The 15458-nt window shown below is 57.0% G+C and carries 10 protein-coding genes; 6 read left to right on the forward strand and 4 right to left on the reverse strand.

Annotated features, from left to right (window positions below):
- Nucleotides 1-2: 2 nt before the first annotated feature.
- Genes M0412_RS08720 through zorA form a run of 3 tightly spaced genes read right to left on the reverse strand, consistent with a single transcriptional unit; the run spans nt 3 to nt 4335 of the window.
- Nucleotides 3-1310 carry an EH signature domain-containing protein gene (locus M0412_RS08720; RefSeq protein ID WP_142839278.1) on the reverse strand — a complete coding sequence of 436 codons (1308 nt, stop codon included), beginning with the start codon at nt 1308-1310 and terminating at the stop codon, nt 3-5.
- Nucleotides 1307-2305: an OmpA family protein gene (locus M0412_RS08725; protein WP_142839277.1), complete on the reverse strand. Its 999-nt coding sequence runs from the start codon at nt 2303-2305 to the stop codon at nt 1307-1309. Before M0412_RS08725 ends, M0412_RS08720 begins: the two co-directional genes overlap by 4 nt.
- Nucleotides 2305-4335: an anti-phage ZorAB system protein ZorA gene (gene zorA / locus M0412_RS08730; RefSeq protein WP_269698526.1), complete on the reverse strand. Its 2031-nt coding sequence runs from the start codon at nt 4333-4335 to the stop codon at nt 2305-2307. The genes M0412_RS08725 and zorA overlap by 1 nt, the downstream gene beginning before the upstream one ends.
- Nucleotides 4336-4691: 356 nt before the next feature.
- Between zorA and M0412_RS08735 the strand changes: the two genes are divergently transcribed.
- The 6 genes from M0412_RS08735 (at nt 4692) to M0412_RS08760 (ending at nt 15003) form a co-directional block, all read left to right on the forward strand.
- Complete coding sequence (locus tag M0412_RS08735) at nt 4692-7727, forward strand: BPTD_3080 family restriction endonuclease (protein WP_269698527.1); 3036 nt, start codon at nt 4692-4694, stop codon at nt 7725-7727.
- On the forward strand, nt 7727-9634 hold the full coding sequence (locus M0412_RS08740) for a DUF262 domain-containing protein (protein ID WP_142839274.1): 1908 nt from the start codon (nt 7727-7729) through the stop codon (nt 9632-9634). The genes M0412_RS08735 and M0412_RS08740 overlap by 1 nt, the downstream gene beginning before the upstream one ends.
- Nucleotides 9635-9637: 3 nt before the next feature.
- Nucleotides 9638-10606: a hypothetical protein gene (locus M0412_RS08745; protein WP_142839273.1), complete on the forward strand. Its 969-nt coding sequence runs from the start codon at nt 9638-9640 to the stop codon at nt 10604-10606.
- A 49-nt stretch (nt 10607-10655) separates the two neighbouring features.
- Entirely contained in the window at nt 10656-10976 is a 321-nt protein-coding gene (locus M0412_RS08750; protein ID WP_269698528.1) for a hypothetical protein, read from the forward strand.
- A gap of 32 nt (nt 10977-11008) precedes the next feature.
- On the forward strand, nt 11009-13915 hold the full coding sequence (locus M0412_RS08755) for a site-specific DNA-methyltransferase (RefSeq protein WP_269698529.1): 2907 nt from the start codon (nt 11009-11011) through the stop codon (nt 13913-13915).
- Nucleotides 13916-14019: 104 nt separating this feature from the next.
- Entirely contained in the window at nt 14020-15003 is a 984-nt protein-coding gene (locus tag M0412_RS08760) for a hypothetical protein (RefSeq protein WP_142839270.1), read from the forward strand.
- A 171-nt stretch (nt 15004-15174) separates the two neighbouring features.
- On the opposite strand, the gene M0412_RS08765 is transcribed toward M0412_RS08760, so the two are convergent.
- Complete coding sequence (locus tag M0412_RS08765; protein WP_161991145.1) at nt 15175-15432, reverse strand: hypothetical protein; 258 nt, start codon at nt 15430-15432, stop codon at nt 15175-15177.
- Nucleotides 15433-15458 lie beyond the last annotated feature (26 nt).

Consider the following 15458-nt stretch of genomic DNA (forward strand, 5'->3'; position numbering starts at 1 on the left):
ACCTAGATGTGTTCCAAGACCCAACTCTGCCAGTCGCCGTTGTGCGATTTCGCATTGGAGCCGGGAATGAACCTGATTGCTTCACAGTCATATCGCCACTGGTAGAGCGCAGGCGCACGCTGGTTGGACTCGTCGAAAATGTGGACCTTATAGCTGTGAGAGCCCTCAACGACGATCTTCCTGCCGATCTTCAGTATAAGCAGTGATGTATTCGCGCGACCGTAGCCTGCCGTTTGAACGCCAAATCTCAACGTCCCCTTACCTCCCGCCCCGCGTCGCCTTGCCTCTTTCGCGGCGGAATCGCTGAAAGCAACCCAGGCTGCATCGATACGGCCACGATCATGCAGGCCGAGCCAAAATCTCCTGCGAGGCTCCCACATGTGGCTGTCTTCCACCTCAGAGACGACATCAAGGAAGAACCGGATGTTCTCGCCCGTCAGCCAGCGCAGGATAACCGCCATCCTGTCTTCCGGTACTGCTGACCAAACGCCGCCACGCTGGACACGAGGATCACCGTAAATGCCGATGATGTTCTCTGTGAGGTAGCGTAGGTCATCGGGCTTCGGAGAATGCTTGACCCAGTGTCCAAGCAGAGCCGAGATCGCTTCGCCGGCGCCGGTCGTCTTCGCCTCCCTGCCCTCCGGCTTCAACCACTCGATCAGCCGCTCCATCTCCACCCGCTGATCGAGGTGCGGCTCGATCTGCTTCACATAGGCCAAGTGGACGGCATTCATCAGACCGGGTGCATGAGGGCTGCGAATACCGAGCTTCTGCAGTCCGATCCAGAGGTCGTCCATCAACACCATCTGTCGGCCGACGGCCTCTGCCACAGCGTCGGGTGAGAGCATCTCCGGGATGGCATCGAGCATCATACGCCAGCGAGCTCCGAGACGCCCCGCCGCTGCCGACAATGCACCGGCCAATTGCCACGTATGTTCCGCCTTGGCATCAAAGCTGTCCATGTAGATGGAGAACATTCCGCCGAGAAACCCCGCCCGTGTCGAGGCGCGGGTCTCGCTGTAATAAAAATCTCGCATCTCCACCAGGTCAGGTCTAGTGCGACGATCCTCGTCGAACAACGCCCTGCCAGCGCTTGTAATCAGCGAGAGCTTCGTGTCCTCCCAGCTATTATTCTCCAGTTTGTCCCGCACAATGGCCACGAGTTTTTCACGGTCTTTCTCGGGCGGATTGGCGACAACATCCGGCCAGCGGGATAGAATTCTCTCTGTCCGAGATGCGAGTGAGTTCAAAGCTGGCAAGGCGGGCCTGGCGAACTGAAGGTTCTGGGAGAGGCTCTTGCTGAGGGTCAATTCGCGACACCCCCGGGGTTGTTTTCATTCAACGCCTGCCGAATGCGGTCGATTTCCGCAGACTGGCTTGGTGTGTACATGATGATTCGCAGGTCGACGCGGCGGTTCGTATCTCGTCCCTCCTTCGTCGAGTTGTCCTTAACCGGGCGCATTTGGCCGTATCCTGCGACGGACAGAACGGGTTGATGTCGGAAGTTCAGAAAATCGACTAGCTCGCCCGATTTGCCGAGAATTGTAGAAAAAGTGCTGTTTGCGCGATTGGTAGATAGAGCCAGGTTGGCCGTAAAATCCCCGGTCGAGTCGGTATGTCCCTCAATCTGCAAAGCTTCAATAATCGCATTGCCTGGATTGCATTCGGCCGTCCACTTCGAACGCGGGCCAATCGTATAGCAGGGCAAAATCTGCGATAGCCTCGTTGCGACAGTTTCCACGATTGCCCTCCGGTCGGGGCGCAACGTGGACGATCCGGTTGCAAACAGGCCGTCGCCCTGAAAGCGCAAAGCGTCGGTTTCTTCACTGATAACCACCTCGAGATCAGGAAAATCAATCTTCAACTGGTCGCGTAGAGTTTCGAGAATTCGTCGTCTCTCGATCGCCGACGTGGCTAGGTAGGCTTCCAGTGGGTCAACTTTCCGAAGCTTTTCGAGCGCCTCTTTTAGCTCTTTGATCTCGGCCTGCAGTTTCGCGATATCAGCCTGCAACCGCTCGATCTCCACCTGCTTCTCGTTAATCTCCTGCTTGAGGGTAGCGATCGTTTTCTCATGAACAGCGATGATTGCCTGCAGTCGGACTATCTCCCGTTGCGCGTCATTCCTTTCTTTAATGACCTCCTCATGTATGGGTCTGGGGACGGTGTCCTTTTCGCTATATTGCTGGGCGAAGTAAGCCAGCAAAAGGATGATGATGAAGAGGAAGCTGACGGTCATGTCCGTCATGGACACAAATGCGCTCTCCTCCTCTTCCTCTTTGTAACGCGTCCGGAAACCGCCGCGCATCAGGCTCTCCGCGACTCCGGAGCGAATTGCTCGGCCTGTTCAACGATTTCACGCATGGTATCGAGGGCAGGATTTAGCCTTTCCTGCAGATCGCGCACGTGGCCGAACATGCCTTGGACGGCCTTCTCCACATTTTCCGTGTAGAGATCGAAAGCCTGGCCTAGCTTTCCATCCATCTCATCCAGGCGGTCACCCTGCCCCTTTAGACGTTCCAGCATCACGGAGACACCGCCCAAAGCGTTCTCGATGGATTTCGCTTCCGCCTGGAGGATTTCCTTCGCAGCGGCAAGAGCCGAAGCGGCAGACTCGGCGGTCGCCTCCGCAGACCTCGAAACAGTGCTCGCCGCGTGTTGTGTGCTGTCGGTAAGTTGCCGGATCGAACCTTCCATGCGATCCACGACGGCTTTTACTGGAGTGACAGCGGCAACAAGGGAGCTAGCCGCTCCATTGAAGGTACCTGCAGCCTTTTCTGAAGCGTCGGCACCCGCCTTCACCCCATCGGCCATGCGTCGCATGTTGGACGTACCGTCGTTCAACTGCTTGACCAGCCCCTCCAACCTGGAGCCTATTTCAGCCAGCGGAGCGAGCAAGCCGGCGCCGGCTTTCTCGGAGACCTCTTCCGCAACCCGAGCAATCTCCGCACTGGTGCGGCTGAACACTTCTGCCACGTCCTTGCCGGCATCGCCGATAGCCGAGCTCACCTGCTGACCTGCAAGTTTCATGCGTTCCTGCGCGGCTTCTGTACCTGTTCGCGCTGCGGACTCGATCTCCTGTTTGAAGGATTCAGCCGCCTGGCGCATGTCCTCAGCCGCTGCCGACATGGCGCGCGCACCTTCGCCCGTATTGTCGCGAATTCCCTCAAGCGTACGGTTCATGACCGCAAGGAGCTTCTCGGCACCTTCGTTAAACGTCCCCCCGGTTACCTCAGCCGTATTCGTGATAGCCGCACGGAGGTCTTCCACAGCTTGAGCGACACGTTCTGTCACGCCCTCCATCTCCGAGCCTATCCGCCCCGAGCTCTGATCCAGCCGATCAGCAAGCAACCCAAGCCTTTCACCTGCATCAGAGATTTTCTGGCTCGCCTCGGTCAGCGCGATACCGATAGAATCCGTTAGCTTGTCCGAAATCCCGGACACCATATCTCCGACGCCCTCTGCGCCGAGTTTACCCACTCTTTCTACAATAGGCGCCATGGCCCCAGCAATCGAGCTCTGGATCGCCGCTGGGAGCTCCTCCCTCAAGGGACGGCCAATCTCCGCGACCAACTCCATGCCGATCAATCGGAAATGTTCCCGCTGTTCCCGGGTTGCCTTCAGTTGTTCTGTGGCAAGGGCCTCCAGACTGATATAGGTGAGACGCTGCTCAATGGCGGCACACAGTTCATGGATCGACTGCTCCAGTCGCCCGTAGATGCTTCTAAGAAGGATCGTGAAGACGATTGAGCAGAAAAGCCCCGTCAACGACATGATAAACTTCGCCGAGGCCACAGAAAGCAGCTGTCGCATGACACCGCTATCGATCTCGGCTCCTTGCGCCATAGTCGAGAGAGCGGCAATCAACCCCAGGAACGTCAGAAAAAGCCCAACCGAAACAAAGAGACCGGGTACGATGCGCCAAAAGCCAACCCCAAAACCCAAGTCCTCTGGATTGAGAAACATGGACGGTCGGACGGCATTGCGAAGCACAACCTTGCCGTCTTCCTCGTGAGGTACAAGGGTCTCTCTGTATTTCTCCCACGCAGCCGCCAATTGCCGGCGATACCTGTTCGTGCCTGTCTTCTTGATTGAGGCGGAAAGAACGTCGATATCACGACTAAAATCAGCGCCTGTCGGGCTGTTCTGAATTTCACGTTTTAGCCACTGAACTGCTTTCCTGCGCTGAACGACTTCTCGAAAGAAAGCCGCAGTAAAAACTACCAGGAGAACGACAATTCCTAGAGCGACAATACCCGGAGCAGCCGCATCCTTTACAAGATAATTCGCCGCGCCAAGAATCGAGGCAACGACGAAACTTCCAATTTCCTGAATCACTTAATCCGATCCCCAACCACTACCCTTGAGTGGTAACGAATTGGAAACTATTAGAGGCACGGCCTTGCAATCAAGCGGACCTGGGCGGTTTGGCCAAAACTCCACAAAATTGAACTGCGATGTGATTTAATTTCCACAACTTACGAAAGAGTGCGCGACCCGCGCATGTGAAGCCCGCGAAACCGCGCCATTCCCATGCGACTACCGGGATGCAAGTCCAACTTCTTGAATACCGTTGCAATGAGGAAATAATTTCCGTGTGCAATTCTTCGCGACATGCAGCAATCTGCATCGTAAGAGTTGCATCACCCTCGCGGGGGCGATTGAATGGCGATGCCGATTCTGGGACAGATTGCATGACCAAGCCATTTTACGCCGAGCCAATTCTCAATTCGCCGTATGACGTTCCCACGCGCCATCATGCGCTGTCTGAAAGTGGCGAGCCGCTCAATCAACCGCCCATTGAAGGCCGGCGCCGGTCGAAATACGTGACCCCCGTTCCGAAGAGCCGCAAGATCAAAGCAGACGCCAAAAAGCAGGCTACGCTTGATCTCGACCAGACCAAGGACGGTAGCAGCCACTACAACCCCACGCCGATCATCAATGAAATTCGCGGCCACATCGCGTCATGGCGTTCAATTCCCAATCCAAACGACTGGGGTGTCACGCCCGTTACCCAGCGATTGCTCCAATATTGGCGAAGTGACAACTTCTCCGGCCCCCGCCCCTTTTATTGCCAGGTGGAGGCCGTAGAAACGGCGATCTGGCTTGCGGAGGTGGCACGCAAAAACAAGCAGTACGCTCACATCTTCCGCCATCTCGAAGAAGCAAACCGAGATGCTAACCCAGAAATCTTTCGCCTTGCGCTGAAGTTGGCCACCGGCGCCGGCAAGACAACTGTCATGGCCATGCTCATTGCCTGGCAGGCGATCAATGCCGCTCGGCAGCCGAACTCCAGTTTGTTCTCGAGAGGTTTCCTTATCGTTGCGCCCGGTATCACCATCAAGGACCGACTGCGCGTACTGAAGCCTTCTGACGGCAATAGCTACTATCGTTCTCGGGAACTTGTTCCACAGGACATGATGCCCGACTTGAACAAGGCGAAGATCGAAATCGTCAACTATCATGTTTTTCAGCGGCGCAAGGCTCACGAGCTGAACGCAGTGGGTCTCCGTCTGATGAAGGGCTGGAAAGGCGAAGCAATCGAGGAACTCGAAACCGAGGGACAGATGCTTCAGCGGGCCTGCGGCGATCTCCTGCAGATGAAGAACGTCGTGGTGATCAACGACGAGGCACACCATTGCTATCGCGAACGTCCGGGAAGCCACGAGGAAGATGAACTGAAGGGGGAGGAAAAGGACGAGGCCAAGGAAAACAATGAGGCTGCACGGCTTTGGATTTCCGGCATCGAGGCTTTGAAGCGGAAAGTCGGCGTTCGCGCGGTCTATGATCTCTCGGCGACACCGTTCTTCTTGCGCGGGTCGGGTTATGAGGAAGGCACCCTCTTCCCTTGGGTTGTCTCCGACTTCTCTCTCGTAGATGCAATCGAGTGCGGCATCGTAAAGCTGCCCCGCGTTCCGGTATCGGACAATGCCGTCAATGCCGCCACTCCGGTATTTCGCAATCTATGGGATCACATCGGCAAGAAGATGCCGAAGAAGGGGGCGGGCAAATCCGGCGATCTTGATCCGTTGAGTATACCTGCCGAACTGCAGACCGCGCTCTACTCGCTCTACTCCCATTACGAGAAGGAATACGATGCCTGGCAAAAGGCCGGCATTGGCGTCCCCCCGGTGTTCATCGTCGTCTGCAACAACACTGCCAGTTCGAAGCTCATTTTCGAATGGATTTCGGGCTGGGAACGGGAAGTTGAAGGTGAGCGCCAGACAAAGCACTACGGGCATCTGGAGCTGTTCCGGAACTACGATGACCGCAATGGCAATCGGCTGCCGCGCATGAACACGCTGCTGATCGACTCGCAACAGCTTGAGTCCGGAGAGGCGCTGGATGCCAAGTTCCGCGACATGGCCGAGGCAGAAATCGAGCAGTTCCGTAGGGAAATCAAGGAGCGCGAGGGTGCCGCGGCGGCCGACAAGCTCTCGGACTCGGAGCTATTGCGTGAAGTGATGAACACCGTCGGGCAGAAGGGCCGTCTCGGCGAACAGGTGCGGTGCGTTGTCTCCGTGTCGATGCTGACGGAAGGCTGGGATGCCAACACGGTCACCCACATACTTGGCGTCCGCGCATTCGGAACGCAGCTCCTCTGCGAGCAGGTGATTGGTCGAGGCCTGCGCCGCCAGTCCTACGAGCTGAATGACAACGGATTGTTCAATACCGAATACGCCGACATCCTCGGCATTCCCTTCGACTTTGCCACCGAGCCACAGGAAGTGACGCGCACGCCGCCGAAGCCAACGACACGTGTCCATTCGCTCAAGGAGCGCAACGACCTTTCCATCCGCTTTCCGCGCGTTGCCGGCTATCGCGCCGAGCTCCCCTCTGAGAGCTTTTCGGCCAATTTCTCGGCGGACTCAATCCTCGACCTGACGCCAGAATTGGTCGGCCCCTGTACGGTCCGTCTCGAAGGGCTGGTCGGCGAAGGCCATGACATTTCTCCGGATGCGCTCGATGACATGCGGCCGAACACCGTCGCGACGCATCTCACCAAGAAGCTCATCGAGATGTATTTCCGTGAGCCGGATCAAGACGTTCCCTATTACCTCTATAACCAGCTCCAGCCCATTACGCGACGCTGGATTGCCACTTGCCTGAAGCTCACTGGTGGCACCAGGGCGGGCATGCTGACCTATGCCGAGTTGGCGGAGAAAGCATCCGAACTCATCTACCAAGCCATAGTCCGCAGCGCCGGTGAAGATGGGGAGAGTGTCGTGAAGGCCATGCTCGATCCGTACAATCCGCACGGCTACACCGACCACGTGTCCTTCATCACGACCAAGCAGACGCTCTGGGAAACCCGGCTTTCCCACGTGAACTACGTCGTCTGCGATAGCGATTGGGAGGCGGAATTTGCCCGCGTCGTGGAAGCGCACCCAGCTACGATCTCCTACGTGAAGAACCAGGCACTTGGTTTCGAAGTACCCTATCGCTCAGGCAGCGTGCCGCGCCGCTACCTGCCGGACTTCATCATACAGGTTGATGACGGTCACGGACCGGATGACCCGTTGAACCTGATCGTCGAGGTTAAGGGCTTCCGCGGTCTCGATGAGCAGATCAAGGCTGAGACAATGACGAACTTCTGGGTCCCCGGCGTCAACAACCTAAAGGTCTATGGCCGCTGGGCCTTTGCCGAATTCCGCAATGCTTTTGCGATGGAAGAAGACTACAGCAAGTTAGTAGCTAACTTTAGCGCGAGAATCCCCGAGGAGGCATGATGACTGGCGCAACGTTTAAGACGAATCCATTTTCGCTGCACGAATTGCTCAGCAACTGCCAAAAAGGCAATCTCCAACTTCCTGACTTTCAACGCAGTTGGGTATGGGACGAAGATCGCATTAAAAGCCTGATTGCTTCCGTCTCGCGCGCGTTCCCGGTGGGCGCACTAATGACGTTGGAGACCGGCGGCGAGGTCAACTTCAAACCTCGCCCCGTTGAGGGCGCGCCGGATTCAGCAAAGCATGTTTCGCCTTCTTCTCTCCTTCTCGATGGCCAGCAGCGGATGACGTCGTTGTACCAGGTCACCCTTCGTAACAAGGTGGTCGAGACCGTCACACCGAAGAACAAGCGAGTGAAGCGGTGGTTCTACATCTATATCGAAATGGCGCTCGATGCAGAGGCCAATCGAGAGGAAGCCATCGTAGGCGTGCCTGAAGATAGGATTGTTCGGACTGATTTCGGCCGGGAGATCAAGCTCGACCTCTCGTCGCGGGAACACGAATATGCGTCGATGATGTTCCCGCTGACTGAAGTATTCGATTGGGACGACTGGCAGGACGGGTTCAACGACCATTGGCAGGGTGACGAGGGCAAATCCGCAAAGGAGAAATGGAAAGCCTTCAAGAAGGATGTCCTCGATAATTTCAAATCGTACCAGGTGCCGGTTATCACCCTGGACAAGGCCACGACCAAAGAAGCTGTTTGCACCGTCTTCGAGAAGGTCAATACCGGCGGCAAGCCGCTCGACGCCTTCGAGTTGGTAACAGCCATGTATGCAGCGGATGGTTTTGAGCTACGCAAGGACTGGTATGGGGCCGACGGGCAAAAGGGCCGCCACCAAAGGCTTGCAGAGACTCTACGGCCGGCTGGGCGGGACACGGGCATCCTCGCCAACGTGACAAACACCGATCTCCTACAGGTGATTTCGCTCTTCCATACACGCGACAAACGACGTGCCGCCGAATCTGAGGGAAAGCAGGGCAAGGACCTGCCCCAGGTGACGGGCAATCGACAAGCCCTCCTCAATCTACCGCTAAGTGCGTACACCGCCTATTGCGACAAGGCCGAACAGGGTTTCGAGCGGGCTGCCAAGTTTCTGTTCGAACTGAACATCTATAAGGTCGAGGACCTGCCTTATCAGTCGCAGATAGTGCCGCTGGCCGCGATCCTCGCAGAAAACGAGGGAGCTCTTCACCACGCCACGCTGAAACAGCAGCTTCAGCAGTGGTATTGGAACGGCGTCTTCGGCGAACTCTATGGCTCGGCCGTCGATACCCGGATAGCGAAGGACTTCATGGAGGTACCTGTGTGGCTGCAGGGCGGCGCAATGCCTTCAACTGTCAGCGACACAACGTTCCGGTCCGATCGCCTGAAAACCATGCGCATGCGCCTCTCGGCGGCCTACAAGGGCATGAACGCCCTGCTGATGAAGGAAGGCGCTCTCGATTTCCGATCCGGTCTGAAATTTGACCATATCGTCTTTTTCGGCGAGAGCGTCGACATCCACCATATCTTTCCGAAGAAGTGGTGTGAGGACAACAAGATCAAACCGGAAGTTTACGACTCCATCATCAACAAGACACCGCTGACCTATCGCACCAATCGCATTATTGGCGGCGTTGCCCCTTCGGACTATCTGGCTACCCTGGAGAAGGGCACCAGTGCCACCCCACCGATCGAGGCTGCGGAGCTCGACACTTATTTGTCTTCACACCTTGTCGATCCGTCTTTGTTACGGGCAGACAGGTTCATCGAATTCATGGCCGAGCGGCAGAAACAGCTTCTCGCGCTGATCGAGAAGGCAACAGGCAAACAGGCTTATCGCGGCAATCAGCCGGAAGAAGGGATCGACGCCGAGAGCGAGGGCGATGAGGCCGAAGCGCAGCTGACAATCGCGGCGGAGTAGCAGATGAATACGTTCATAAGGGTCCAGCGGGAAAGTCAATCCAAGTTCTTCGCCGACTCCGAGCCCGGGCACGGAGGATACCGTGGTTCAGCCTATCGCCTCGATCCGGTGAGCTTTGAGCGGAATCTCGCTCCGTCGATCAGGAGCGTCGTCCCCGCGTATTTCACACACAAAGGCATCCAGTGGCACACGCACAGCAATCATGGTCTGTCATCGCAGGTTTGCTGTCTGAATTTTCTGGCACCTCTGGCTCGAAAGCCAGAAATGCTTGCGCGTCTAGTTCAGGCGGCACTTGGGGGTGAAAAGCCGACCATGCGGCCGATCGAAGAAGGTCCGGATGGTGAGTGGTTTGTCGGATTTGAGTGGATCGGCGGAGACTATCTGAACGAGTCAGGTAAAAATGGTTCTCGCTCGCGTGGCGCGAACGCGACATCCGCTGACGCGGTGTTGATGTTCGAGCGAGATGGCAAACTGGAAACGCTGTTGATCGAGTGGAAGTACACCGAGTGCTACGGTGCTCCGATCAGCGCGAACGGAAATGCTACGCGTCTGAAGCGCTACGAAAAACTCGCCTTTTACCCAGAGGGACCAATCCGTGCTGACCTTGGCTTGGCATTGGAGGATTTTTTCTGGGAGCCGTTCTACCAGCTTCTCCGTCAGCAGATGTTGGCATTCCAGATGGAGAAGGCCCGAGAATATGGCGCGGACATCGTGCGAGTGCTGCATCTCTCGCCCGCCGGCAATTCGGCTTTGAAAGCGGTAACCGCTCCCAGACTTCGGGAGTACGGATCGGATTTCGCATCGGTCTGGCCGAAACTGCTGCAGTCCCCCGACCGGTTCACAAGCCTCGATATTTCGTCAGCCTTCAAGCCGATCCTGCAAAGTGCAGGTGGCGCGGAATGGGCTGCATACATGACATCGCGCTACTCGAGCCTCTTCTCCGCCTCGACGGTGAGCCAGATTCCGACATGAAACAGCTCGAGCAACCACGATCAATCGCAACAATGACCGGGAACTGAAAATGGCAAACTTCAAGGACGGTGTGATCCGCGACGGAAACACCATCGGTTCTGGCAAGGCGCTAGGCAATCTGAAGAATGGTGTGATCCGGAATGGCTCCACGCCCGGCGCGGGAACCGCGCTTGGCAATGTCAAGGATGCCGTCATTCGAAGTGGCTCGACGCTTGGCGCAGGAAGCCCTTTGGGGAACGTCAAAGATGGTGTTGTAAGAAATGGATCGACACCCGGTACCGGTACGATCCGGGGAAAAGTCTCCGATTTCACCATCAAGGGTATTGAACGAGAGTATGACGCCGAGATCGTCGCCGTCCATCATTCCTGATCAAGAAATTTCTCTGAAAGAACATCGTCCACATGGCCAAGACCCCGCGCGAAAAAGATGTCTCCACCCTCACACACGACAAGGCGGTGCGGCTGAACAACCCGACGGCCGAGATGGCGTCGCTCTATGAGCAGCAGATGGAAATGCTGGGCGAGAGTTCTCGCGAGATGCGCATCCCACGCGATCGGCCGCTGGCGCATGGCGAGGAGCGGGATCGGGACATGGACCGCGACCCCCAGGTCATCTGGAACGGCGCGAAGATCAGGATCACGCAGGCGCAGATGAGAAAGCTGGCCGAGACAGGCGAGATCGAGATCGGCGACGCCCAACTTGTCTGGCGCGGCAAGGACCGTCAGGACTGGTCCGATCTCGTGGTCAATGCGCCGCCGCTTTACATCCAGGAAAAGGTGCATCCCAAGGCGATCATCGACGATTTGAAGCGTCGGACGAACAAGGCCCGCGAGGAGAAGTCGGACGCGCCGGACCTGTTTGCCGATTTCAACGGCATTGCCGATCCGGAGGCTCGGGCGGAATTCTACCAACACACCAAGCATTGGCAAAACCGCATGATCCTCGGCGACTCGCTGCAGGTGATGGCGAGCCTTGCCGAGCGGGAGGAGATGCGCGGCAAGGTGCAGAGCATCTTCTTTGATCCGCCCTATGGCATCAAGTTCAACTCGAACTGGCAGGTCTCGACCATGAGCCGGGACGTGAAGGACGGCAAGAAGGAGGATGTCTCCAGAGAGCCAGAACAGGTGAAGGCCTTCCGCGACACCTGGAAGGATGGCATCCACTCTTACCTCACCTATCTTCGCGACCGGCTGATGGTGGCGCGGGAACTGCTCGCCGAAAGCGGCTCGATCTTCGTGCAGATCGGCGACGAGAACGTGCATCGAGTGCGGGCTCTGATGGATGAGGTATTTGGCGAGGAGAATTTTGTCAGCGAGATCACCTTCCAAAAGACTGGCGGCCAAACAAGCGACCTCCTACCCGCTGTTCAGGACTATCTGATTTGGTACTGCCGAGACATCAGCAAGATCAAATTCCGCAGACCCTATTTTACAAAGGAACTTGGTGTTGGTCACGGTTCGGGCGCTCGATACGATCAAATGGACGAGGATGGTCGCGCCTTTCAGCTCACGAGCCTAACTTCAAATAGGCCGCCTGGTTCATTTCCGGTTAAATTTGAAGGAACAACCTTTGGCCCGAGCGGAGGATACTGGAAGACAGGACAAGCTGGCTTTGAAAAGCTTCTAAAGGCAAGCAGGATCAAGAAGGCGGGGCGCACTCTACGTTATGTGCGCTACATCGATGATTTTCGCGCCTATCCCGTGTCAAACATCTGGACTGACACGGCGGGCAGCCCAGACAAAACATACGTAGTCCAAACCAGCCCGTCTGTTTTGCAGCGATGCATTCTGATGACCAGTGATCCAGGCGATCTGGTCTTTGATCCTACCTGCGGCTCGGGCACGACAGCCTATGTCGCCGAACAGTGGGGCCGACGCTGGATCACCGTTGATACATCACGTGTGGCGCTGGCTCTTGCCCGCACGCGGCTGATGAGCGCGCGCTTCCCCTACTACCTTTTGGCTGACAGCCGCGAGGGTCGCGCCAAGGAGCAGGACGTCTCCGGAAAGATTCTAGCCGATACCCCAGTCACGGGCGATATCCGGCAGGGCTTCATCTATGATCGTGCAGCTCGTGTGACGCTAAAAAGCATCGCCAACAATGCCGAGATCGACGTGATCTGGGAAAAGTGGCAGGACGTGCTGGAGCCGCTGCGGCGGCGGCTCAACGAGGCGCTGTCCACCGCCTTCGAGGAATGGGAAATCCCCCGCGATCTCGACGCCTGGCTTGACAGCAAGGACGGGCAGGCCAAGGTGCATCTGGTGACCGACGCGGTGCGCAAGCTGCATGCCGCCTGGTGGGAGGGCCGCATCAGCAGGCAGCAGGAGATCGACGGCTCGATCGCCCGCGCCGCCGATGTCGAACTGCTCTACGACCGCCCCTATGAGGACAAGAGCAAGGTGCGCGTCGCCGGGCCTTTCACCGTCGAGAGCCTGTCGCCGCATCGCGTCGTCGCCGCGCGCGAGGACACGCTGGGCGCGGAACTGGCCGCAGCCGGTGCAATCACGTCCCGCGCGTCCGCCCCCGCTAATATGCCGGAGGCCGATTTCGGCGAGATGGTGCTAGCGCATCTTCGCAGCGCCGGCGTCCACCAGCAGGCAAAGGCCGATACGATCCACTTCAATTCCATCGAGCCCTGGCCGGGCAACTATATCGCCGCCGAGGGCCGCTATACCGATGGCGGCGCGGCGGAGAAGCGCGCGGCGATCCTTGTTGGACCTGAATTCGGCACGCTGACCCGCAGTCAGATCACCGCTGCAGCTCGGGAAGCCTCCGACGCCCGCTTCGACGTGCTGATCGCCTGCGCCTTCAATTTCGATGCGCAAGCGACCGACCTCAACCGGCTCGGCCCACTCGCCATCCTGAAGGCACGCATGAACCCCGACCTGCACATGGCCGAGGACCTGAAGAACACCGGAAAGGGCAACCTCTTCGTCGTCTTCGGTGAGCCGGACGTCGAAATCCTCGATGCGCCCAGCGGCGAGATCAGGGTGAAGGTCCACGGCGTCGATGTCTTCGACCCCTCCACCGGCGAAATCCGCTCCGACGACGTCAAGGGCATCGCCGCCTGGTTCATCGACACCGATTACGACGAGGAGAGCTTCTTCGTCCGCCACGCCTATTTCCTCGGCGCGAACGATCCCTACAAGTCGCTGAAGACCGTGCTGAAGGCGGAGATCGACCCGGATGCGTGGGGGACGCTTTATGCGGACACGTCGCGGCCGTTCGCTCGGCCGAGCACGGGGAGGATCGCGGTGAAGGTGATCAACCACTTCGGGGACGAGGTGTTGAAGGTGTTTGGGGTGTAGGCGATGAGGGAAGAACTGTGTCTCAACGGAAACGAAGAAAGCGTGGTCTAAAGACATCGTCACTGGTAAGCAAACACGGCCTGCAAATGACCCCGGACAGAGCTTTGGCCATCCGGGTGAGCAGAGCCCTTAACAAAAAGAATGTGCCTTCTCCCAAGGCTCCTCAACGATTGCGGCCGTTGCCTGAGCTGACGAAGCAAATACTCGTTTTCAATCGAGATGAGTTCCGTCACCTGATGCACGGTTTCGTTCTTCTTAGGATGCCAGATGGAGAACTAGGTGTATCGAGCCGCAAGGTCGTTTATCCCATCCGGTATTCCGGCGAGTATCTGTTCATCGATGTTTCTATCCGGGGGAAGCCAAAGACGAGTTGCTCGGTTGTCAGTTCTACTGCAATCGCTTCCGAGCGCTTCCCTGTCACTCCCTCACGTCCCTTTCAGACGTTAGCAAAAGAACATTCAGACCACGCGGACGGCGCAAAGCTGGAGACGCTTGCCTCCAAGTTCCCGTCAGCCCCAGACGCAAAAAGAACGGCCAAGGTCAGTACAAAAATCTCTGCCATGAGCTTTGCTGAACGCTGGTTAAGGCAGTTGAATTTATCTCTTAATCAAACAGCAAGTGAGGAGGTCAGAAAGAAGGCGCTCGAGCAGCTTGCGAGGATTGAGGAACAACTACTCGCACTCGACGGGGAATATTTCAAATGGCCGTCCACAGACGCTCTAAAGGGCAACGGAAGCTTAAACTCGTTTGATGCGCCTGAAGATGGCGTTCTATCCTTCTTTGGATACAAAGTAGGCCAACTAAGCGTGCTTACCCCTTCGATGAGATACGCGATACTCGATCGGGTATTCAGAATTGCTCTGCCTCCTGTCCTGCCGAGTCCGCATATGGCACTCTGGGGCACGCCAAATTCGCTACGCAGGCTACACAAACTGGCGGAAACCATCGCCGCGTTTGTTCGAAACGCCAAGCGCCGGCAAAACCCCTCCTATCGTCGGGCGATTGGCGAATGGGAACATGATCTGCAGCGTCTGCATGACACGCTATACGTCGGCCGATTTGATTTTTCATGGCCAGCAACCCACTGATCGGCTCACGTTTGCGTTCGGTAGAGAATAGTCAACTGCGGCAGTGGCGGCGGTACGAGGCGTTCCAAGAGGATTATATCTTAACGGATTTTGATCAATCCTAAGATGCGATTGGTCTGGATATATAAGGTCTGATGTTTAGGGATGGAGGAATTTCCCCAATTACCTGTTTCAATCCCCGACTGGCGAGAGCCGAGTCACCCTTTCTCCCGCGGTCAGAACCCAAAATTCTACACTCCAGAGACGCTCGGGGATAAGGCGCTTGGGAAAACGGCCCGAACCGACTTCTTCGAGAAGGTTTTCGTCGGCCTCTTCTGGAAGCTCGGCGCTCCCGTCCCCTATGCCTTCAGGACGATTGACGGCGAGGTACGATCCCTCGATGCCGGCTGTATCAAATTTCTCGCCAACCGTGGAAGCGAACACATTCATTTTCACTTATCGTCAGATCGGACGAT

This window comes from Agrobacterium sp. O3.4 (assembly GCF_041414895.1).
Classification (GTDB): Bacteria; Pseudomonadota; Alphaproteobacteria; order Rhizobiales; family Rhizobiaceae; genus Agrobacterium; species Agrobacterium cucumeris.